Source organism: Streptomyces lanatus, from assembly GCF_014655715.1.
GTDB lineage: Bacteria > Actinomycetota > Actinomycetes > Streptomycetales > Streptomycetaceae > Streptomyces > Streptomyces lanatus.
Genome location: NZ_BNBM01000003.1, coordinates 446,478 through 468,511, shown reverse-complemented (window position 1 = coordinate 468,511; position 22,034 = coordinate 446,478). Strand labels below are relative to the sequence as shown.

Here is a 22,034-nt window from a genome sequence, read left to right as displayed (position 1 = left end):
GATGGGGGCAACGGGGGCGTTGTACGGGGTACATGAACTCTTCACGGCACAGGCCCGGCGGACACCCGCGGCGACCGCGCTGGTGTACGGCGACGAACGGCTGAGCTACGGCGAACTCGACGCGCGTGCCGACCGGTTGGCCGCGCGGCTGTGGGCGCGCGGCGCGCGGCCCGGCGCCGCGGTGGGCGTCTTTCTGGAGCGGTCGGCCGACATGGTGGTGGCGCTGCTCGGCACGCTCAAGGCCGGTGCCGCCCATGTGCTGCTGGACCCGGACTTCCCGGCGGAACGCCTGCGGGGCATGGCGGCCGACGCGCAGGTCACCGTGGTCGTGTCCCGACGCGGCACCCACCAGCCCATCGGCGCCGTCGGGTCGGTGGCCGTGGAGGACGCCGAGGCGGTCGAGTCGCTCGCGCCCGGCACGGTGGAGGTACGGCCGCACGACCCCGCCTGTGTGATGTTCACCTCCGGCTCCACCGGCCGCCCCAAGGGCATCGTCGCCTCCCATGCCGCGATCACCGGGACCCTGATCGGGCAGGACTTCGCCTCCTTCGGGGCCGGCGCGGTGTGGTTGCAGTGCTCCCCGGTGTCCTGGGACGCGTTCGCGCTGGAGCTGTGGGGTCCGCTGCTGAACGGCGGCCTGTGCGTGCTGCATCCGGGGCAGCGCCCCGACCCGGTGGTGATGGCCGGCCTGGTCGAACGGCACGCCGTCACCTCCCTCTATCTCTCCGCCTCCCTCTTCCATGTGATCGTCGACGAGTACCCGCGGGCCCTCGCCGGAGTACGTGAACTGATCGTCGGCGGCGAGCCGTTGTCGCCCGCGCACGCGGCCCGCGCCCTGGAGCGCCACCCCGGGCTGCGGCTCAGCAACGGCTACGGCCCGGTCGAGGGCATGGTCTTCCTGACCGTCCATCCGGTCACCGCCGAGGAGGTGCGCGACGGCCGCCCGGTGCCGATCGGGCGTCCGCTGGCCGGGAAGCGGCTGAGGGTGCTGGACGACCGGCTGCGCCCCGTACCGGACGGCGAGACCGGTGAGCTGTACACGGCCGGGGCGGGCGTCGCCCTCGGCTACCGCGGGAGACCCGGGCTGACCGCCGAGCGCTTCGTCGCCGACCCGTACGGGCCGCCTGGTGAGCGGATGTACCGCACCGGGGATCTGGTGCGGCGGCGGCCCGACGGGGTGCTGGAGTATCTGGGGCGGGCCGATTCCCAGGTGAAGATCCGCGGGTTCCGGGTGGAGCCGGGCGAGGTGGAGACGGTCCTGGCCGGTCATCCGGGGGTCGTGCGGGCGGCGGTGGTCGCGCGTCCCGACGCCACCGGCGACAAGCGGCTCGTCGCCTATGTCGTACCTCGTCAACGACCGCTCTCTAAGGGCGAGTTGCGCGAGTACGCCGCCCGTGTGCTGGCCGACTATCTGGTCCCGGCCGCCTTCGTCCTGCTGGACGCCCTGCCCCTCACCCCCAACGGCAAGCTGGACCGCGCCGCCCTGCCGGAGCCCGGCCCGGTCACCGGCTCACTCGCGTCGGCGACCGCGCGGCAGCCTTCGGGGGAGGTCGAGGAGGCGCTGTGCGGGCTGTTCTCCGAGGTGCTCGGGGTGGCGTCGGTCGGTCCCGAGGACGACTTCTTCACGCTCGGCGGCAACTCGCTGATGGTGGCCCGGCTGCTGGGCCGGATCCAGCTGACGCTGGGTGCGCGGGTCGGCGTACGGACGCTGTTCGAGTCGCGGACTCCGGCGGCGCTGGTGCCATATGTGGAGAAGGCGGAGCGGGACGCCCCGGCTTCGGCACCCGCGCCCTCGCCGGGCGGGTCCGCGCTGCCGCTCTCGTACGCGCAGCGCCGTCTGTGGTTCCTGGACCGCGTCGACGCGGGCAACGCCTACACCCTGCCCGTGCTGGTGCGGCTGCGCGGCGAGGTCGATCCGGGGGCCCTTCGGGCGGCGCTCGCGGATGTGGCCGTGCGGCAGTCGGTGCTGCGTACCGTCTTCGAGGAGCGCGACGGGGAGCCGTATCAACGGGTGCTGGATGAGGCCCGGCCCCGGCTGCGGCAGGTCGACGTACGGTCGGACGGGCTGGCGCAGGCCGTCGCCGAAGCCGCTCGGCACCGCTTCGACCTCGCCGCCGAACTTCCCCTGCACGGCGCGCTGTTCAGCGTGCAGGACCGGCCGGGTGAGCACGCCCTGCTGCTCGTGCTGCACCACATCGCGGGCGACGGCTGGTCGCTGCCCCCGCTGTTCCGGGACCTGTCGCGGGCCTACGCCGCCCGCGCCTCCGGTGCCGCGCCGCGGCTCGCCCCGCTGCCCGTCCCGTACGCCGACTTCGCGCGCCGTCAGCGCGAACGGCTCGGCCGGGCGGATGATCCGGGCTCGCTCGCGGCGGAGCAACTCGCCTTCTGGCGCAAGGCGTTGGCCGACCTGGCACCTGGCGGGCCCCTGCTCCCCCGCCGGGCGGAACGCCCCGCCGTGCCGGGGCGGGACGCCGTCACCGTCGTACGGCGGATGGACGCGCAGGCGCACGCACGGGTCGTGGAGGTGGCGCGGGCGGAGGGGGCGACGCTGTTCATGGCGTTGCATGCCGCCCTCGCGGCCGCGCTGGTGCGGGCCGGGGCCGGTGAGGATCTGGCGGTCGGGTCGCCGATCGCTGGGCGTGGACACGACGGCACGGTGGAGGACGTCGTCGGGTTCTTCGTCAACATGCTGGTGCTGCGCACCGACGCCTCCGGCGATCCCACGGCCCGGCAGTTGCTCGCCCGTGTCCGGGAGACGGCGCTGAGCGCCTTCGCCCACCAGGACGTGCCGTTCGAGGAGGTCGTGGACGCGCTGGGTCCCGTACGGCCGCCCGGGCGGCAGCCGTTCACCGAGGTGGTGCTGGCGTTGCAGAACAACGCCCGCGCCGAGGTGGAGCTGCCCGGTGCCGAGGCCGGAGTGGAGCCGGTGCGCACCGGCACGGCGCGGTTCGAGCTGCTGGTGGACGTGGCGGACGACCACGGTCCGTCGGGCGCGCCGGACGGTATGACGCTGGTCTTCGAGTACCGGGCGTCGTGTCTGGAGCCGGAGTTCGTGCGGTGGCTGGCGGACGCGGTCGTCGAGGCGCTGTGCGCGGCGGCGGCCGAGCCGGATCTGCCGCTGTCCCGGCTCCCGCTGCCCGAGCCGCCCCGGCGCGCGGACCCGGCCCGGGACGCGGTGCGCGTGCCCGCGCGTGCCGAGGGCAGCGCGGCGGACCCGGCACTGCACCGGGAGATCACCGCCGTCTGGTCCGAGGTCCTCGGCGTCGACGGCATCGGTCCGCACGACGACTTCTTCGGGCTGGGCGGCAACTCCCTGCGCGCGGTGCGGGTCGCGGCCCGCCTCACCGGTGCCGGGCGCACCGTCACCGCCGCCCAGCTGTTCACCTCGCCCACGGTGGCCGCCCTCGCCGCCGAACTGGAGCGGGCACCGGCCGAGGCCCCCGCCGCACCGGCACCCATTCCACGCCGGCCCCGCGTCCCCAGACAGCCCGGCCGCGAGAACCGCACCGACACCCCGCAGAAGGAGGTGCCATGGACCTGAGCGTGATGTTCTTCGGCGCCGACACACCCACCGACGACGGACCCCGGCACAGCGAGGCCTACGACGACATCCTCACCGTGGCCCGCACCGCCGACCGGCTCGGCTTCCACGCGATCTGGACGCCCGAGCGGCACTTCCAGCAGGTGGGGCAGGTGTTCCCCAGTCCGCCGGTGCTCAGCGCGGCGCTCGCGGTGGCGACCGAGCGGATCAACATCCGGGCGGGCAGCGTGATCCTGCCGCTGCACCATCCGCTGCGGATCGCGGAGGACTGGGCGGTCGTCGACAACCTCTCGCACGGCCGGATCGGGCTGTCGGCGGCCACGGGCTGGCACTCCGCCGACTTCGTGCTCGCGCCCGGCAACTACGAGGACCGCCGCGAGCGGACCCTGCGGGACATCCCGCTGCTGCGCCGGCTGTGGGCGGGCGAGCCGGCCGAGTTCACCGACGGCACCGGCACCCCGGTCACCGTCCGGCCGCAGCCCCGCCCCGTGCAGGACACCCTGCCCCTGTGGCTGACCAGCTCCGGCAACCCGGCGACCTGGGAGGCGGCCGGGAGTCTGCGCACCGGGGTGCTCGGGGCGACCGTCGGGCAGAGCCGGGAGGAGCTGGCCCAGAAGATCGCCCGGTACCGCGAGGCCTGCGCCGCGGCGCCCGAGCAGGGCGGCACCGATGCGCACGGCCGGGTGACGCTGATGGCGCACACTTTCGTCGGCGCCGACGACGAGGAGGCTCGGCGGCTGGCGTCCGTACCGCTGAAACGCTATCTGCAGTCGTACGTACGGCAGACCACGGCCAACCGCACGGCCGACCCGGCCACGGCGGAGCTGACCGAGGAACAGACCGCGCTGCTCGCCGAGTTCGCCTTCCACCGCTATCTGACCTGGGGCAGTCTGCTCGGCTCAGCCGGGACCTGCCGGAAGATGCTGGCCGATCTGCGCGAGCTTGGCTGTGACGAGGTCGCCTGCTTCGTGGACTTCGGCCTCGGCCGCGAGGAGGTGCTGGCCGGACTGCACCGGCTGGCGGAACTGCGGGAGGACGTGGCGTGAGCGGCGCTTCGGGCGCGGGCGCGTCCATGGCGGACCGGTTCAGCGCGCTCAGCGGTGAGCAGCGCGTCCGGCTGATGCGGCGGCTGGTGGAGTCCGGGCAGGCCGGGCTGGTCCCGGCGGTCGTGCCGCCGCGCGACGGGGACGGTCCGGTGCGGCTCAGTCCGGCCCAGGAGGACCTGTGGGTGTACGAGTCGCTGTATCCCGGCACCCCCGCGCTCAACCTGTGCTGCGCCTACCACTTCGACGACCCGGTCGAACCGGAGCTGCTGGAGCGGGCGCTGACCCTGGTCCGTGCCCACCACGACATCCTGCGGGCCCGTATCGAGGGCGAGCCGGGCGCGCTGAGCGTCACCTTCCCGCCCGAGGAGCGCTTCCGGCTGGAGCGGGAGGATCTGCGCGGCACCGGCACCACCATCGCCGAGGCCTTCGAGACCTTCCGGCGCCGCCCCTTCGACCTGGCGGGCGAGCCGCTGATGCGGGCGAGGTTCGTCACCGTCGACGACCGGCGGACCACGCTGATGCTGAGCCTGCACCATGTCATCGCCGACTGGTGGTCCTTCGACGTGCTCCAGGCCGAGTTCGCCGACGCCCACCGGGCGCTGCGCTCGGCCGCGGCGGGGACGGCGCTCACCCGGCCTGCCATCCAGTACGCCGATTTCGCCTCCTGGCAGGGCGAGTTGGAGGAGGCCGGGGTCTTCGAGGCGCGGCTGGCGTTCTGGCGGCGCTATCTCGCCGAGCCGCCGGGGCCGCTGACCGTGCCCGGGGCACGCGCGGGCACCTCGGAGGAGATCGCCCAGATCCCGTTCCGCGTGGACGCCGCGACCGCCGGGGCCGTACGGGCGTTGGCGCGTGAGCGCGGGGCCTCCGTCTACGTCGTCCTGATGGCGGCCTTCGCCGTCCTCGCGCACCGTCTCACCGGCGCCGACGACATGGTGCTCGGCACCCCCACCGCCAACCGGGCCGCCAAAGGCCTGGAGCGGGTCATCGGGTACGTCATGAACGCCATCCCGACCCGCTGGCGGATCCGGCCCGAGGACTCCTTCGCCGATGTACTGGCCAGGTTCGCGGCCGACTTCCCCGAGCTGATGGCCAACGCGGATGTGCCCGTGGGGCGGATCGTCTCGGCCGTGGCGCCCGACCGCAGCGCCGGGCGCTCGCCGCTGTTCCAGTGGGTGTTCATGCACCTCACCCAGCAGCGGAGCGTGGCCGCGCTCCGGGAGTTCAGCGAGCCCGAGCGGATCCACACCGGTGGTGAGCACGACCTCGTGGGCATCGTCCGGGACGCGGGTGACGGCACCGGTGCGATGGACGGCAGCTTCGAGATCCGTACGGCGCTGTTCGACGCGGGGGCCGTGCGGCACTGGGCGGATGCGTATCTGGAGCTGCTTCGGCGCTTCACGGCTGAGCCCGAGGTGCCGTTGGTCGAGGTGGGGCTGGTGTCCCGGGCGGCGGCAGGCCTGCGGCGCGAGGGCGGTGGGCCTGTCCCTGAGCCTCTTGCTTTGCCGGATCTCGTTGCCCGGCAGGCTGCGCGGACGCCGGGGGCGGCGGCGTTGGAGGCCGAGGGGGTCTCCCTGACGTATGCCGAACTGGTGGGCAGGGTGGAGCAGTTGGCCGCGGTTCTCGCCGAGTGCGGGGTGGGGCCCGGTCGCGTTGTCGCGCTGGCGCTTGGGCGTACGGCCGCGATGACGGTTGCGTTGCTGGCTGTGCAGCGGGCGGGGGCGGCTTATCTGCCGGTCGATCCTGAGTATCCGGCGGAGCGGGTTGCTATGGCACTGGCGGATGTGGGTCCGGTGCTGGTGGTTGTGGGGGAGCGGGGGGTTCGGGTCGATACGGATGTGTCGACGTTGAGGGTGGATTCGGCGGGGAAGGTTGTCGGTCATCTGCCGCTCGGTCGTGGCTGGTCGCGCCCACGCGGCGGTAGCCGCAAATCAAATACAGCCCCGCGCCCCTTGGGGGCGTTGAGCCCTGCGTACGTCATTTACACCTCCGGGTCCACCGGGCGTCCCAAAGGCGTTCTCGTCCCCCACACCGGTCTCGCCGCCCTCGCCCAAGGCCTCGTGGACGCCCTGGCGCTGACCCCGGACAGCAGAGTCCTGCAACTCGGCTCGCCCGCCTTCGACATCTCCGTGGGTGAGATGTGCATGGCGTTCGGGTCGGGCGGGACGCTGGTCGTGCCGCAGGAGGGGCCGGTCGTCGGGGAGGAACTGGCGGATGTGCTGACCACCCGGCGCATCAGTGCCGCGCTGCTGCCGCCGTCCGTCCTCGCGACCGTCCCCGCCGGGGAGTATCCGGAGCTGCGGTCGCTGGCCGTGGGTGCCGAAGCCTGTCCGCCGGAGCTCGTGGGCCGGTGGGCCGTCGGTGGGCGGCGGTTCCACAATGCGTACGGGCCCACCGAGTACACCGTCGGGGCCACCGTCTCCGGGCCGCTGACCGGTGACGGTACGCCGCCGCCCATCGGTGCCCCACTGCCGGGCACGCACGCATACGTACTCGACGATCGGTTGCGGCCGGTGCCGCCGGGGGTGTGCGGGGAGCTGTATCTGGCGGGGCCGGGGGTGGCGTACGGCTATGTGGGGCGGGCGGGGGCGACCGCTGAGCGGTTCGTCGCCGATCCGTACGGGGCGCCCGGCACGCGTATGTACCGCACCGGGGATCTGGCCCTGCGTCGGGACGACGGGCAGCTGGAGTATCTGGGGCGGTCCGACGAGCAGGTGAAGATCCGCGGCCATCGAGTCGAGCCGGGTGAGATCGCGGCCGTCCTCGACGGGCATCCCTCGGTCGGGCGGGCCGTGGTCGTCGTACGGGAGGACCGGCCGGGCAGGCCGCGGCTCGTCGCGTATGTCGTGGGCGGCGACGGCTCCGCGCCCGTGCCGGACGTGCTGCTGGCGTACGCCGCCGGGCGGTTGCCCGCCGCGATGGTGCCGGGCGATGTGGTGGTGCTGGACGCGCTGCCGCTGGCGCCGAGCGGCAAGGTGGACCGGGCGGCGCTGCCCGTGCCGGGTGACAGGGCGCGGGGGCGGGTCGCTGAGGGGGCTCGTGAAGTCGTTCTGTGCGGCCTGTTCGAGGAGGTGCTGGGCGTCGAGCGGGTGGGTGCCGATGACGACTTCTTCCGGCTGGGCGGCGACAGCATCATGGCGATCCAGTTGGCGGGCCGGGCCTCCGGGGCGGGGCTCGGGATCACGCCGCGTGAGGTGTTCACGGCCCGTACGCCCGCCGCGCTCGCGCTCACCGCGCGGGAGGCGGTGGACGCGGGACCCGACGAGGGCACGGGGCGGTTCCCGCTCACGCCGGTCATGCGGTGGTGGCGTGAACAGGGCGGGGACGCGACGGCGTTCACGCAGTCGACGGTGTTTCCGGTGCCGTCCGGTGTGGGCCCGGAGCGGGTCGGGGCGGCCGTGCGGGGGCTGGTGGAGCGGCACGGTGTGCTGCGGATACGGCTGGTCGAAGGGGAGCTGGAGATTCCCGAGGCGGTGCCGGATGTCGCCGTCGAGCGGGTCCAGGTGCCCGCCGGAGTCGATCCCGGGGAACTGGCCGCCTCGGTACGGCTCGACCCGGAGCGGGGCGAGATGCTGCGGGCCATCTGGCTGGATCCGGGGTCCGGGCAGCAGGGTTCGCTGGTGCTGACGGTGCATCATCTCGCCGTGGACGGGGTGTCCTGGCGGCTGCTGGGGCCCGAGCTGGCCGCCGGGCTGGCCGGGGAGCCGTTGCCGCAGGCCCCGGGGACGTCCTTCGCTCGGTGGGCGCGGTTGCTGGCCCGGGAGGCGGTGCGGGCCGAGTTGGCCGATGTGGAGGCCGTGTGGTGGGAGGGGATGCTGAGCGGTCCCGAGGCTCGGATCGCGGGCGGGCGGGGAGCCGGTGCGCCCCGTGCCGTGGTCACCGTCGAGCTGACGCCCGAGGTCACCGAGGCGGCGCTGTCCGAGGTGTCGGAGGCCTTCCACTGCGGCCCGGATGCCGTTCTGCTGACCGCGCTGGCCGCTGCGGCGGTACGGCGCCGGGAGCACGGCACCGGCCTGCTGGTCCATCTGGAGGGGCACGGCCGGGAGGGGCTGGCCACGGCCGCAGATGTCTCGCGCACCGTCGGCTGGTTCACCACCCAGCACCCGGTCCGGCTGGACGCGGGCGACGCGCTCGGCCCGGACTTCTGGGCGCCCGCGCGGGACGCGGCCGGCGACGCCCTCAAGGAGGTCAAGGAGCAGCTGCGGGCGGTGCCTTCGGCCGGTCTCGGCTGGGGCCTGCTGCGGTACCTCAACCCGGACACGGCCCCCAAGCTGGCCGCACTGCCCGTGCCCGACCTGCGCTTCAACTACCTGGGCCGGTTCTCCGGCGGCGACACGGCCGACGGTGAGCTGCTCGGCATGGCGGCCGACGCCCTTCCGCTCGGGCACGCGGTGGAGGTGGACGCGGTCGTCGTGGAGCGCGGCGACGGGCGGCTGTGTCTGAAGGCCGGGTTCTCGTACGCGCGCGGCGTGCTCGACGAGGACGAGGCGTCGGAGCTGGCCCGGCTGTGGTGCGAGGCCGTAGAGGTCCTGGTCGAGCACACCCGCCGGGACGGCACGGGCGGCCACACCGGCTCCGACTTCCCACTGGTCGACCTGTCCTCTGACCAACTCGCCCTCCTCGAAGGGGACTTGGACCTCGGTCTCGACGAAGAAGGGGGCTTGTGATGAGCGGCCGTATCGCGGACGTACTCCCGCTCTCACCCGCCCAGGAGGGCCTGCTCTTCCACGCCCTGCGGGATCCTGAGCGTCCCGACCCCTATCTGGTGCAGGCCCGCTTCCGCACCGGCCCGGACACCACGTCCGAGGCGCTGCGGGCCGGGGTGGCCGCGCTGCTGGAGCGGCACCCGCAGCTGCGGGCCTGCTTCCGGCACGAGCACGTCGACCGGCCGGTGCAAGTGATCCCGCGCGCGGTGCGGACGCCGTGGACGGAGATCGACCGCACCGGGCGGACGCCGGGCGAGACGGAGGCGGAGGTCGCCCGGCTGATGGCCGAGGACCGGGGGCGGCGGTTCGATCTGGCCCGTCCGCCGCTGGTGCGGGCCACGCTGGTCCGGCACGACGAGGGCGCCGAGCTGCTGCTGACCTTCCATCACATCCTGCTGGACGGCTGGTCGCTGCCGCTGCTGGCGCGGGACCTGGAGGCGCTGACGGCAGGGGACGGCGAGTTGCCGCCCGCCGTGCCCTTCAAGCAGTACCTGGTCTGGCTGAAGGGCCAGGACGAGGAACGTGCGGAGGCCGCCTGGCGGGACGCGCTGGACGGGCTCACCCGACCGGCGCCGCTGCCGTCCGTGCAGCAGGGCCCGGAGGACACCCTCGACATCGAACTGACCCCCCGGCTGACGGCGGCGATCTCCCGCCGGGCGGCGGACGCGGGCGTCACCGTCAACACCGTGGCGCAGACCGCCTGGGCGCTGGTCCTGGCCCGGCTGACCGGCGCCGCGGACCTGGTCTTCGGCGCGGTCGTCTCCGGGCGGCCGCACGATCTGCCCGGTGTCGAGCGCATGGTCGGGCTCTTCATCAACACGCTGCCTGTGCGGATCGGACTGCGCCCCGGGGAGGGCGTCGACGAGCTGCTGGCCCGGGTGCAGGAGGAGCAGCTGCGGCTGGCGCCGTATCACCATGTGCGGCTGTCGCAGGTGCAGCGCGCGGCCGGGGTGGGCGAACTCTTCGACACGGTCCTGGCGTTCGAGAACTTCCCGCGCCCCGAAGGAAGCCCCGCTCCAGCCGTCGAGCTGGTCGAGACACGGGACGCGACGCACTACCCGGTGACGATCGCCGTGGTCGCCGGGGAACGGATGCTGCTGCGGGTCAGCTGCCGCGGGGGCATCCCGGCGGCCACGGTCGGCGCCCGTCTGGTGCAGGCCTTCGAGTCGCTGACCTCCGCGAACGGCGTCCCCGCCGACCGGCTCGACGTCCTCCCCGAGGAGGAGCGGCGGCAACTGCTCGCCCTGGCCGGGGGACCGGTCCGTCCGGCGCCGCGCGCGCGGTGCGTTCCCGGGCGCTTCGCCGAGCAGGTGGCCCGTACGCCGGACGCGCCGGCCGTTGACTGCGACGGCGAGGTGCTGACGTACGGCGACCTCGACGCGGCGTCCGCCGCACTGGCGGGGCGGCTGCGGGAGGCGGGAGTGCGGCCCGGCGACACGGTCGCGCTGCCGCTGGCGCGGTCGGTGTCCATGGTCGTCGCCCAGCTGGCGGTGCTGAAGGCGGGCGGGTGCTGTCTGCCGCTGGATCCGGCGGCACCGGCGGCACGGCTTGCGGCGCTTACGCAGGCGGCCCGGGTGGAGGTGGCGATAGCCGTCACGGACGTACAACTGCCGCCTGATGTACGGGTGTTGACGCCATCCGGTCCGGACTCCGCCACTCCCCCGCCTACGCTCGCACACCCCGAGTCCGCCGCCTACGTGATGTACACCTCCGGCTCGACGGGCGAGCCCAAGGGCATCGTCACCCCGCACCGGGCCGTCGTGGAGCTCGCCGCCGACAGCCGTTTCGCGGGCGGTGGGCACCGGCGGGTCCTGCTGCACAGCCCGCACACCTTCGACGCCGCCACCTACGAGACCTGGGTGCCCCTGCTGAACGGCGGCACGGTCGTGGTCGCCCCGCCCGGTCCTGTCACCCCCGACCTCCTCAAGCGGCTGCTGCCCGAGACGCGGGTCACCGCGCTGTGGCTCACCGCCGAACTGCTGCGTGCCGTCGCGGAGATCGCGCCCGAGGTGCTCGGCGCCGTGCATGAGGTGTGGGCGGGCGGGGACGTGCTGGCGCCCGAGGCGGTGCGGCGGGTGCGTGAGCACTGCCCCGGCACCCGGGTGGTCAACGGCTACGGGCCCACCGAGACGACCGTGTTCGCCACGGCCCACCCGGTGACGGGGGACGTCGGCGCGTCCGTGCCCATCGGACGGCCCCTGGACAACACCCGCGCCCATGTCCTCGACCACCTCCTGCGCCCGGTGCCGGTCGGAGCGGTGGGCGAGTTGTACGTGTCCGGCAGCGGGCTGGCCCACGGGTATCTGAACCGTCCGGGCGCGACCGCCGAGCGCTTCGTCGCCGACCCGTACGGGCCGCCCGGCGCGCGGATGTACCGCACGGGCGATCTGGTGCGCCGGCTCCCTGGCGGTGAGCTGGAGTTCATGGGCCGGTCCGACGACCAGGTCAAGGTGCGCGGTTTCCGGATCGAGCCCGGCGAGGTGGAGGCCGCCCTGGCCGCCTGCCCCGGCGTGGAGCGGGCGGTGGTCGCCGCACGTCCCGGGGCGGACGGCGGCAGGAGGCTCGTCGCCTATGTCATGGGCGGCGACCTGGACCTCGTACGGCAGCATGCGGCGCGCACGCTGCCCGCGCATCTGATGCCGACGGCCTGGGCCGCCCTGGACGCCGTGCCGCTCACCGCGCACGGCAAGGTGGACCGGGCGGCGCTGCCCGACCCCGAGCCGGACCACGCGCACCACGGACAGGGGCGGATCGCCCGGCCCGGGTGGGAACAACGGCTGTGCGCACTGTTCGCGCAGGTGCTCGGGGTGTCCGCGCTGGGTCCTGACGCCGACTTCTTCGCGTACGGCGGTCACTCGCTGCTCGCCCTGCGCCTGACGGCACGGATCCGGACGGAGCTCGGCACCCGGGTCTCACCCGCCACGCTGTTCGAGGCGCCGACACCGGCCGCGCTCGCCGCCCGCCTGGCCGTCGGACAGCCCAACGGGGACGCGGAGGACGCCGAGGACGCGTACGCCCCGCTGCTCGCCCTGCGCCGCGAGGGCGATCTGCCCCCGCTGTTCTGTCTGCACCCGGGGCTGGGCCTCGGCTGGGGATATGCCGCGCTGCTGCCGCACCTGGCACCCGGGCGGCCGGTGTACGCGCTCCAGACGCCGGTGCTGAGCGGCGGCCAACTCCCGCACACGCTCGGCGAGTTGGCGGAGAGCTATGTCCCGCTCATCCGATCGGCGCGTCCGCACGGGCCCTATCTGCTGCTCGGCCGCTCCTTCGGCGGGCCGCTCGCCCATGAGCTGGCGGTGCGGCTGCGCGCGGCCGGTGAGCGGGTCGCCCTGGTCGCCGTGCTGGACGCGATGCCCAAGCCGCCCGAGGTGGCCCGGGTGCCGCTGGACCCGGCGGTGGTGGAGCGGACGGCGCTGGCCAACCTGCTGCGCAACGCGCTGCCCGGCACACCGGCCGGGCCCGGCCCGCTGGACCGCGCCGAGGTCGTCGCCCGTGTCCACGCGCACAGCGCGCTCCTCGCCGACCTCGACGAGGAGCGCCTGGACACCCTGGTCGACGCCATGGAGCGGTACATCGAGCTGGCCCGCGCCTGGCGGCCGTCGCCGTACGACGGCCGGGTGACCCTCTTCTCCGCGACCCGCGCCCCGGAGGCGACGACTCAGGAGAAGCGCGCGGCGTGGGCGGCCTGCGCGGCCGGGGTGGAGGTGCACGAACTGGACTGCGGGCACAGCGATGTGCTGACGCCGGGCCCGGCCGGCGAGATCGGCTCGGCCGTGGAGGACGTGTTGGCTCGGGATCGTACGGGGGACGGAGCACAGACAGATGACCGCTGACGACATCGGCACGGTCGGGGAGCACGAGGAGTACGAGTTCCCGACCTCGGACGCGCAGGCCCGGCTGCTCGTCCTGGACCATATGGACCCGGGCGCCGCGACCTACCACGTGCCGGCGGCGTTCGCCGTGCACGGCCCCTTCGACGCGGCGGCGTTCGCCCGCGCCCTGGACGCGCTGACCGCCCGGCACGAGTCCCTGCGCACGGTGTTCCGCACCGGCCCCGACGGGGTCCCGCTCCAGATCGTGTCCGCGACCGGCCGGGTGGAGCCGCTCGTGGAGCACGGCGTACCGCCGGCCGACGTGGACGCCCGGATGCGCGCGGAGGCGGCCCGCCCCTTCGACGTGACGACCGGCCCGCTCCTGCGCTGCACGCTGTACGCCCTGACCGACGGCAGCCACCGCATCCTGCTCGTCGCCCATCACCTGGTGTGCGACGGCTGGTCGCTGGGCGTACTGCTGCGCGAGCTGGCCGCCGGGTACGAGAACGAGACCAAGGGCCTGCGGCACACGCCTCCCGAACTCGCCCTCCAGTTCCCGGACTTCGCCGCCTGGCAGCGGGAACGGCAGGCGAACGGCGAGTACGCCGCGTCGGTCGCCCACTGGGCCGAGCGGCTCCGCGGCGCCCCGGAGACGGTCGCCCTGCCCCTGGACCGGCCGCGCGGCGCGGTCCGCACGGCGGCGGGCGGCACCGAACGCTTCACCCTCCCGGTCCGGACCCGCGAGCGCGTCGCCGAGACGGCCCGCTCACGCGGCGCCACCCCCTTCATGGCGCTGTTCGCCGCGTACGCCGCGTTCGTCAGCCGGCTCTCCGGCGCCGAGGACCTGGTGATCGGCTTCCCCGTCTCCGGCCGGGACCGCCCCGAGCTCCAGGACATGGTGGGCATGCTCACCAACACCCTCGCCCTGCGCGTCGACCTCTCCGGCGACCCGTCGTACACCGACCTGATCGACCGCCTGCGCACGGCGCTGCTGGACTCCCAGCCCCACCAGGACGCCCCCTTCGAGGCCGTCGTCGACGAACTCGCCCCCGCGCGCGAGATCAGCCACGACCCCGTCGTCCAGGTGGTCTTCGGCTACGACGACGACACCGAACTGACCCTGCGGCTGGCGGGCGCGCAGGTCGAACGGGTCCATGTCGGCCTGGACACCGCCAAGTTCGACTTCCATCTCCAGGTCGAGCGGTGGGGGGACGATCTCGCCGCGTATCTGATCTACCGCAGCGCGCTGTTCGAGGCGGAGACGGTACGGCGGTGGGTGCGGTGTTTCGAGACGCTGCTGGAGGGGGTGCTGGAGCGTCCGGGGGTTCCGCTGTCGGGGATCGACATGCTGCCGGAGTCGGAGAGAGCCCGGCTGATAGCGCCCCAAAGGGGCACGGCGCCCGCGGAGACCCTCGTACCCGACCTCGTGGCAGGCAACGCCGCCGCACAACCGGACGCCACAGCACTGGTATGCGGCAACCTGCGCCTGACCTACGGCGAACTCCTCCACCGTGCCGACCACTTGGCAGCCACGCTGCAAACCCACCGCATCCGCCGAGGAGACCGAGTAGGCCTCCTGCTCCCCCGTGGCGCCGACATGGCGATCTCCGCCCTCGCCGTCCTACGGGCGGGCGCCGCATACGTCCCGCTGGACCCGGCGCACCCGCCCGCCCGCCTGGCCTACATGGTGGCCAACTCGGGTACGTCGCTGCTGCTGACGGCGGCGGGAACGACGGGCCTGGCGGGGACGGACGTACCGGAGCTACGGGTGGACGAGGACACCGACCCGGCTCCCCGGGCGCTCGCCCCGGTGGAGTGCACCCCCGACGACCTCGCCTACGTCCTCTACACCTCCGGCTCCACCGGCGTCCCCAAGGGCGTGGCCGTGGAGCACCGGGCCCTGCACAATCTCGCGGTGAACGTCCGCCCGGCGTTCCCGGTGACCGGCACGGACCGTGTCCTGCAGTTCGTGTCGTTCGGCTTCGACGTGGCCGTGTCCGATCTGTTCTTCCCCTGGGTCGCGGGCGCGGAGCTGCACATCGCGCGGGAGGACGAGCGGCTCGGTGAGGCGCTTCAGGCACGGCTGCGGGACTCCCGGATCACGTACGTGTTCCTGCCGCCGTCCGCCGCGATGACGCTCCCCCGCACCCCGGGCGCACTGCCCGAGCTGCGCACGCTCGCGGTCGGCGGGGAGGCGTGCCCGGCCGAGCTGGTGGAGCGGCTCGGCGAGGAGGGGCGGCGGATCGTCAACGCGTACGGCCCCAGCGAGGCCACCGTGTATTCCACCACCGCCGAACTGCGCCCGGGCGAACCGGTCGTGATCGGCCACCCCGTCCCCGGCTCCCGCGCCTACGTCCTGGACCGGTATCTGCGCCCGGCCCCGGTCGGGGTGACCGGCGAGCTGTACGTCGCCGGTTCCACGCTGGCCCGCGGCTACATCGGCCAGCCCGGTATGACGGCCGAGCGCTTCGTCGCCGACCCGTACGGCCCGCCCGGCAGCCGGATGTACCGCACCGGGGATCTGTGCCGTGTCGACGCGCACAGCGTCCTGCACTACCTCGGCCGCGGCGACTCCCAGGTGAAGCTGCGCGGCTATCGCATCGAACTCGGCGAGATCGAGGCCCTGCTGGCGGGACACCCCGATGTCACGGTGGCCGCGGCGACGGTGCGCGGGAAGGGCGCCGAGCAGCGGCTGGTGGCGTATGTCGTCACCACCGCCGATGTCCCGGACACGGCCCTGCGCGCCCACCTGGCCGGGCGGCTCCCCGGCTACATGGTCCCGGAGGTCTTCGTACGCCTGCCGGAACTGCCCCTCAACCGCTCCGGCAAGATCGACCGGTCCCGGCTCCCCGAACCCCCTTCCTCCCGACCCGAGTTGAGCGAGTCGTACGCCGCACCGGGCACCGAGGCCGAGCGGCGCGTGGCCCGGGTCTGGCAGCGGGTGCTGACCCTGGACCGGGTCGGCGTCCACGACAACTTCTTCGACCTGGGCGGCAATTCGGTACGGCTGCTGGCCGTGCTCGCCGCGCTCCAGGACCACCCGGAGTACCGGGACCTCACCCTGGTCGATCTGTTCCGGCATCCGACGGTCGCCGCCGTGGCGGCCCATCTCGACCGTACGGCCGAGGACACCACACCCCTCGAAGAGGCGGCCCGGCGCGGCAGCGACCGGCGGGCGGCCCTGCACAAGCTCCGTTCCAGGAAGGGCACGACGCGATGACGACCCAGACAGCCGAGCACGAACTGGAGTCCGCGGTGGCCGTCGTGGGGATGAGCGGACGCTTCCCCGGCGCCCCCGACCTCGACACGTACTGGGCCAATCTGCGCGACGGGGTCTGCTCCCTCTCCACCTTCACCGAGAAGGAACTGCTCGCGGACGGGGCGGACCCGGCGCAGACGGCCCATCCGGCGTATGTCCCCGCGCAGGGTCGGCTCGTGGACGCGGACCGCTTCGAGGCCGAGCTGTTCGGCTTCAACGGCACCGAGGCGGCGGCGCTCGACCCACAGCACCGGGTGCTGCTGGAGACGGCCTGGTCGGCGCTGGAGGACGCCGGGTACGCCCCGTTGAACGCGCCGCGCCGCACCGGCGTCTACGTCGGCGGCAGCCCGACCGAGCACGCCCTGGCCGCCGGCACGGATCCGGCGCTGGCGGCGGCGATCGGCGCGCTTCAGGTCCGTATCCTCACCGACCGCGAGTTCCTGGCGCCCTGGATCTCCTACCGCCTCGGTCTCGACGGCCCGAGCATGACGGTCCAGACGGCCTGCTCGACCTCGCTGACGGCGGTCCATCTCGCCGCCCAGGCCCTGCTGCTCGGCGAGTGCGACACGGCGCTCGCGGGCGGGGTGTCCATCGGCAGCGTGCGCAGACAGGGCTATGTCCACTACCAGGGCGGGATCTTCTCGCCCGACGGCCGCTGCCGCCCCTTCGACGAGAAGGCCGCCGGCACGGTGCCGGGCAGCGGGGTGGGCGTGCTGGTGCTGCGCCGGCTGGAGGACGCGCTGGCCGACGGTGATCCGGTGCGGGCGGTGATCCGGGGTACGGCGGTCACCAACGACGGTTCCGGCAAGGTCGGGTTCACCGCGCCGGGCGTGGACCAGCAGACGGCCGCGATCACGGAGGCGTGGGCGGCGGCGGGTCTCGATCCCTCGGCGGCGCAGTACCTGGAGGCACACGGGACCGGGACGGAACTCGGGGACCGGATCGAACTGGAGGCGGCGAGCACGGCGTTCGGTGCGCGCACCGGCACCGAGATCGCGCTGGGTTCGGTGAAGTCGAACATCGGGCACGCGGACGCGGCGGCCGGTGCGGCGGCGCTGATCAAGACGATCCTGATGCTGGAGCACACGACTCTGGCGCCGACCGTGGATGTCACCAGCCCGGTCGCCGCCCTGCGGGACTCGCCGCTGCGGCTGGTGACCGAGGCGCGGGAGTGGCCGGGCGGGCCGGACCTGCCCCGGCTGGCGGGCGTCACGTCGGTGGGGATCGGCGGCACGAATGTGCACGTGGTGGTGCAGGAGGCCCCCGAGCGACCCCCGCGTCCGCACGCCGCCGCCCACCCGGTCGTACTCCCGCTCTCGGCCCGCTCGGCACCCCAACTGGCCGTCCTCGCCGACCGGTTGGCGGCGCGGCTGCGCGCGTCGGACGCCCCGCCCCTGTCCGATGTCGCGCACACACTGCGCACCGGCCGGGTCGCGATGCCCGTACGCGGCTATGTCGTGGCCACCGACGCACGGGAGGCGTCGGACCGGCTCACGGCACGGGCCGAGGGCCACCGGGACACGGTGACCGATCCCCTGGGCGAGGCATGGCTGCGGGGCGAGGACGTGACCTGGCCGGCGCTCGGCGATGAGGTGCGGCGGGTGGGGCTGCCGACGTACCCGTTCGCGGGCGGCAGCCATGGCGCTCTGACACTGCGCGGGCCGGTGGCGGAGGGTGGATCGCCCGCGCCCGCGAACGAACTGGAGACCAGAGTGGCCGAGTTGGTGATCGAAGCGCTGGATCTGAGCGGTGCCGCCGATCTGGAGCGGACGTACTTCGAGGCGGGCGGGGACTCGCTGACGGCCGTTCATCTCGCCGGGCGGCTGCGTGACGAACTGGACATCGACGTACCGATCCAGCTGTTCCTGGAACCGATCACACTGAAGGACATGACGAACCGCATCGTGGAGACGAAACAGAACGGCGAGGGGGACGGCGCCCTGGACGCGCTCCTGACCGAGTTCGAGGCGGAGTCATGACCGTCCCCGAGACCCGCGAACGCTGGCTCAGGGGCACGAGCGCGCCCGGCGCCCGGATCCGCCTCGTCTGCTTTCCGCACGCGGGCGGAGCGGCGAACGCCTTCCATGGCTGGGCGGCGCTGACACCGCCGGAGATCGAGGTCCTGTCGGTGCAGTACCCCGGCCGCCAGGACCGGCTGGGCGAGCCGTGCGCGACCACGATGGAGGAGCTGGCGGACGCCCTCACGGCCGCCCTGCGGCAGGAGCTGGCGGGCGGCGATCTGCCGCTGGCCTTCTTCGGCCACAGCATGGGTTCGTCGGTGGCCTACGAGGTGGCCCGTCGGCTGGAGAAGACCCCCGGCCCCACGCTCACCCGGCTGATCGTGTCGGGCCGGACCCGGCCCCGCCTGCCGCAGGAACTCCCGCCGCGTCCGACGCCGTCCGACACCGAGATCCTGGACCACGTCCGCCTGCTGGATCCCGAGGGCGCCGCGGTCTACGAGCACCCGGTGCTCCGTGAGCTGATCATGCCGTCCCTGCGTGCCGACTTCGGCCTCCTCGCCGGACACCGCCCGGCCCGGCTGCACCGGCTGGACGTTCCCATCACGGCCTGCGGGGGCGACCGCGATCCCGCGTGCGCGGTGGAGGACCTGTCGGCGTGGTCGGACGTGACGACCAAGGGCCTGGAGGTCCGGGCCTTCGAGGGGAACCACTTCTATCTGAACCCGAGAAAGGAGGAGCTGGTCGAGTTCGTGGCGTCGCGAGTGCTGTGAAGGGGCGCGGCGCGCTCACGCGGTGCGCTTGCGTGAGGCGGTCTTCTTCGCCGGCGCCTTCTTCGCCGTGCTCTTCGCCGCCGTCTTCTTCGCGGACTGCGCCGACTTCGAGGTGCTCTTCTTGGCCGAGGCCGCGGTCTTCTTGGTGGCCGCCTTCTTCGTCGCCGTCGACTTCTTGCCCGCCGTCTGCTTCGGGGTCGCCTTGGCCGTCTTGCGCTGGGGCAGGCGTCTGACCTCGCCCGCGGCCTTCTCCGGTTCCTCGCCGCGGGACTCCTTGGCGGCGCGGACGCTGCTCTCCAGGGCCGCCATCAGGTCGAGGACCTTGCCGCCCGCGGCGGGTTCGGGGGCGGCGGGCACGGCCTCGCCGGCCGCCTTCGCGGCGATGACCTCCTCGACGGCCTCCCGGTACTCGTCGTGCAGATCCTCCAGCTCGACCTCGCCGAGGGTGTCCATCAGGGCGTCCGCGAGGTCGAGCTCCTTGTCCCGTACGGTGACGTCGCTGTCCGGGGCGACGCCCTCGGGGGCGCGGACCTCGTCGGGCCAGAGCAGGCCGTGCATGGCGATGGCATCGCCGACGACCCGGAGCATCCCGAGCCGCTCCCGCCCGCGCAGCGCGAACTTCGCGATGGCGACCTTGTTGCTGCGCTTCAGCGCCTCGCGCAGCAAGGTGTACGGCTTGGCGGCGGGGGCGCCACTCGCGGCGAGGTAGTACGCCGCGTCCATCTGGAGCGGGTCGATCCGGTCGCCCGGGACGAAGGCCACGATCTCGATCGTCTTCGCGGTGGGGAGGGGCAGCTGAGCCAGGTCCTCGTCGGTGATGGGAATGATCGAGCCGTCCGCGTCCTCGTATCCCTTGCCGATCTCGGCCTGGCTGACCTCGCGGTCCTCCAGTTCGCAGAACTTGCGATAGCGGATCCGGCCGCCGTCCTCGGTGTGGATCTGGCGGAAGGAGATCGAGTGGCTCTCGGTCGCGTTCACCACCTTGATCGGGATGCTGACCAGGCCGAAGGAGATGGCGCCGTTCCATATGGATCGCACGTTCAGCACCTTTCAAGGCGATTCCGGCCGATTTCATGTGATTCTCATCCTATGACGCCGATCACAGAGGTGGAGGGACGGCGCCTGGCTCTCAGCAACCTGGAGAAGGTGCTGTACCCGGCGACGGGATTCACCAAGGGCGAGGTGCTGCACTACTACGCGACCACAGCCGACGTCCTGCTGCCGCACCTGCTCGACCGTCCGGTGTCCTTCCTGCGCTACCCGGACGGTCCGGACGGCCAGGTCTTCTTCACCAAGAACGTCCCGCCCGGCACCCCCAAGTGGGTCACCACGGCCGAGGTGCCCCGCGTCGAGGGCCCCGCGCGGATGGTGCTGATCCAGGACCTGCCGTCACTGATGTGGGCGGCCAACCTCGTCACGGAGTTCCACACCCCGCAGTGGCTGATCGGGGCACCGGGAGACGCGGACCGCCTGGTCTTCGACCTCGACCCCGGGCCGCCCGCCACGGTCGTCGAGTGCTGCGAGGTCGCACTCTGGCTACGGGAACGACTGGCCGCCGACGGCATCGACGCCTACGCCAAGACATCGGGCTCCAAGGGCCTCCACCTCGCGGCGGCCATCCACCCGGCCCCCTCCGAGCAGGCGACGGAATACGCCAAAGAACTCGCCATGGAGGCCGAGAAGGCCCTGCCCCGACGCGCACTCCACCGAATGACCAAGAGCCTGCGCCCCGGCAAGGTCTTCGTCGACTGGAGCCAGAACGCCGCCCGCAAGACGACGGCGACCCCCTACACCCTCCGCGCCCGCCCCCACCCGACGGTGTCGACCCCGGTCACCTGGCAGGAGATCGAGGACTGCGCCTCCCCCGAGTCCCTGACCTTCACGGCCCCCGACCTGGCACCCCGCCTACAGGACTACGGCGACCTGCTGGCACCGCTGCTGGATGCGGAGGGGGCGGGAGGGCTGCCGTGACGGGCTTCACCAATCTTTCAGCCCGTCCGGCGTTTGAGGACAAGGCCCGTTCATGGCCGGAGCGGGGGTCTGGGGGCGGCAGCCCCCAGGGCGACGGTCAGGACAACCGACGCGCGCCCTCAACCGGCGGCCACCCACACCCCCCGGTCCCGAGCCATCGCATGCAGCGCCTCCACATCCGCCGGCTTCAGCACCCCGCCCGTCCGCGCCAGCCCCTCGACCTCCGTGTCCCGCAGCACCCGTACCTCCCGCAAGGTCGCGGTGATCGCCACGTCGGTGGGGGCGACCAGGGCGAGGACGGGGTGGACCTCGGCGGTCAGGGCGTAGGACGCGCGGTCGGCGTCGGCGCGGACCCGGCGCAGGAGGGGCTGGGAGTCGCGGCGGCCGAGGGTGACCATCGGGTCGGCGACGGTCACCCGCTGCTTACGGGCGTACAGGACATGCAGCGCGAAGAGGCCGCCCGGCCCGATCACGAGGTGGTGGATGCGGTCGCCGCCGGGCAGCGGCACGGAGTGCAGGGTGTGCCAGCCCACCGCGTCCAGCCGGTCCAGGGCGTCACCGACCGTCTGCTCTGCCGCCAGCGCCCGCCGCCGCGGATCGGCCCGCAGCCGGTGCGGGGGGCCGGGATCCCGGTCGAGGGAGATCAGCAGCGCCTCGCCGGGACGGTTGGGCGCGAGGTCGTCGTCGGGATGCAGGGTCAGCCGGGCCAGCTCGGCGGGCGTGGGGACCGGGGGCGGGCCCACCGTCACCGAGCCGGTGACGAAGGGGCCGAGCACCTCCAGCACTTCTTCTCTGCGCTCGTCGCTGAGCAGGTTGATCCGGCCCGCCTCACGGTCGTACCAGGCGAGGTTCCGCCCGTCCCGGAGGCAGACGTAGAGCCGTTCCTGGCCGTGCCGCCAGGTCGGTATGACGCGCAGTCCGCTCATGCACCATCACCCCCGACCATGGGAACAGGCGGGGTGCTGCGGGGG

At 73.6% G+C, this 22,034-nt stretch carries 10 protein-coding genes; 8 read left to right on the top strand and 2 right to left on the bottom strand.

What is annotated here, in order from left to right; all coding sequences use genetic code 11:
- The first annotated feature begins 1 nt into the window (after position 1).
- Genes IE325_RS11090 through IE325_RS11060 form a run of 7 tightly spaced genes read left to right on the top strand, consistent with a single transcriptional unit; the run spans position 2 to position 19,092 of the window.
- Positions 2 to 3,541, top strand: a complete 3,540-nt coding sequence (locus IE325_RS11090; protein ID WP_190069616.1) for a non-ribosomal peptide synthetase — start codon at positions 2 to 4, stop codon at positions 3,539 to 3,541.
- Entirely contained in the window at positions 3,532 to 4,587 is a 1,056-nt protein-coding gene (locus tag IE325_RS11085; RefSeq protein WP_190069615.1) for a MupA/Atu3671 family FMN-dependent luciferase-like monooxygenase, read from the top strand. The genes IE325_RS11090 and IE325_RS11085 overlap by 10 nt, the downstream gene beginning before the upstream one ends.
- Complete coding sequence (locus IE325_RS11080) at positions 4,584 to 9,251, top strand: non-ribosomal peptide synthetase (protein ID WP_190069614.1); 4,668 nt, start codon at positions 4,584 to 4,586, stop codon at positions 9,249 to 9,251. Before IE325_RS11085 ends, IE325_RS11080 begins: the two co-directional genes overlap by 4 nt.
- On the top strand, positions 9,251 to 13,123 hold the full coding sequence (locus IE325_RS11075; protein WP_190069613.1) for a non-ribosomal peptide synthetase: 3,873 nt from the start codon (positions 9,251 to 9,253) through the stop codon (positions 13,121 to 13,123). Before IE325_RS11080 ends, IE325_RS11075 begins: the two co-directional genes overlap by 1 nt.
- Positions 13,113 to 16,322, top strand: coding sequence for a non-ribosomal peptide synthetase (locus tag IE325_RS11070; RefSeq protein ID WP_190069612.1), 3,210 nt, complete (start codon positions 13,113 to 13,115; stop codon positions 16,320 to 16,322). Before IE325_RS11075 ends, IE325_RS11070 begins: the two co-directional genes overlap by 11 nt.
- A complete protein-coding gene (locus IE325_RS11065; RefSeq protein ID WP_190069611.1) occupies positions 16,319 to 18,340 on the top strand; it encodes a beta-ketoacyl synthase N-terminal-like domain-containing protein in 2,022 nt (673 codons plus the stop codon). The genes IE325_RS11070 and IE325_RS11065 overlap by 4 nt, the downstream gene beginning before the upstream one ends.
- Positions 18,337 to 19,092 carry a thioesterase II family protein gene (locus IE325_RS11060; RefSeq protein ID WP_190069610.1) on the top strand — a complete coding sequence of 252 codons (756 nt, stop codon included), beginning with the start codon at positions 18,337 to 18,339 and terminating at the stop codon, positions 19,090 to 19,092. Before IE325_RS11065 ends, IE325_RS11060 begins: the two co-directional genes overlap by 4 nt.
- A 15-nt stretch (positions 19,093 to 19,107) precedes the next feature.
- Here the strand turns inward: IE325_RS11060 and ku are convergent, their stop codons facing one another.
- On the bottom strand, positions 19,108 to 20,130 hold the full coding sequence (gene ku, locus IE325_RS11055) for a non-homologous end joining protein Ku (protein WP_444546208.1): 1,023 nt from the start codon (positions 20,128 to 20,130) through the stop codon (positions 19,108 to 19,110).
- A gap of 51 nt (positions 20,131 to 20,181) precedes the next feature.
- On the opposite strand from ku, the gene ligD reads away from it, so the two are divergent.
- On the top strand, positions 20,182 to 21,063 hold the full coding sequence (gene ligD / locus IE325_RS11050) for a non-homologous end-joining DNA ligase (protein WP_190069608.1): 882 nt from the start codon (positions 20,182 to 20,184) through the stop codon (positions 21,061 to 21,063).
- 119 nt (positions 21,064 to 21,182) lie between these two features.
- Here ligD and IE325_RS11045 read toward each other — a convergent pair whose 3' ends face one another.
- On the bottom strand, positions 21,183 to 21,989 hold the full coding sequence (locus IE325_RS11045) for a nuclease-related domain-containing protein (RefSeq protein ID WP_190069607.1): 807 nt from the start codon (positions 21,987 to 21,989) through the stop codon (positions 21,183 to 21,185).
- Positions 21,990 to 22,034 lie beyond the last annotated feature (45 nt).

Coding starts and splice junctions, on each gene's coding strand:
- IE325_RS11090 (WP_190069616.1), top strand. CDS start 2: ATGGGGGCAACGGGGGCGTTGTACGGGGTACATGAACTCTTCACGGCA.
- IE325_RS11085 (WP_190069615.1), top strand. CDS start 3,532: ATGGACCTGAGCGTGATGTTCTTCGGCGCCGACACACCCACCGACGAC.
- IE325_RS11075 (WP_190069613.1), top strand. CDS start 9,251: ATGAGCGGCCGTATCGCGGACGTACTCCCGCTCTCACCCGCCCAGGAG.
- IE325_RS11070 (WP_190069612.1), top strand. CDS start 13,113: ATGACCGCTGACGACATCGGCACGGTCGGGGAGCACGAGGAGTACGAG.
- IE325_RS11065 (WP_190069611.1), top strand. CDS start 16,319: ATGACGACCCAGACAGCCGAGCACGAACTGGAGTCCGCGGTGGCCGTC.
- IE325_RS11060 (WP_190069610.1), top strand. CDS start 18,337: ATGACCGTCCCCGAGACCCGCGAACGCTGGCTCAGGGGCACGAGCGCG.
- ligD (WP_190069608.1), top strand. CDS start 20,182: ATGACGCCGATCACAGAGGTGGAGGGACGGCGCCTGGCTCTCAGCAAC.
- IE325_RS11045 (WP_190069607.1), bottom strand. CDS start 21,989: ATGAGCGGACTGCGCGTCATACCGACCTGGCGGCACGGCCAGGAACGG.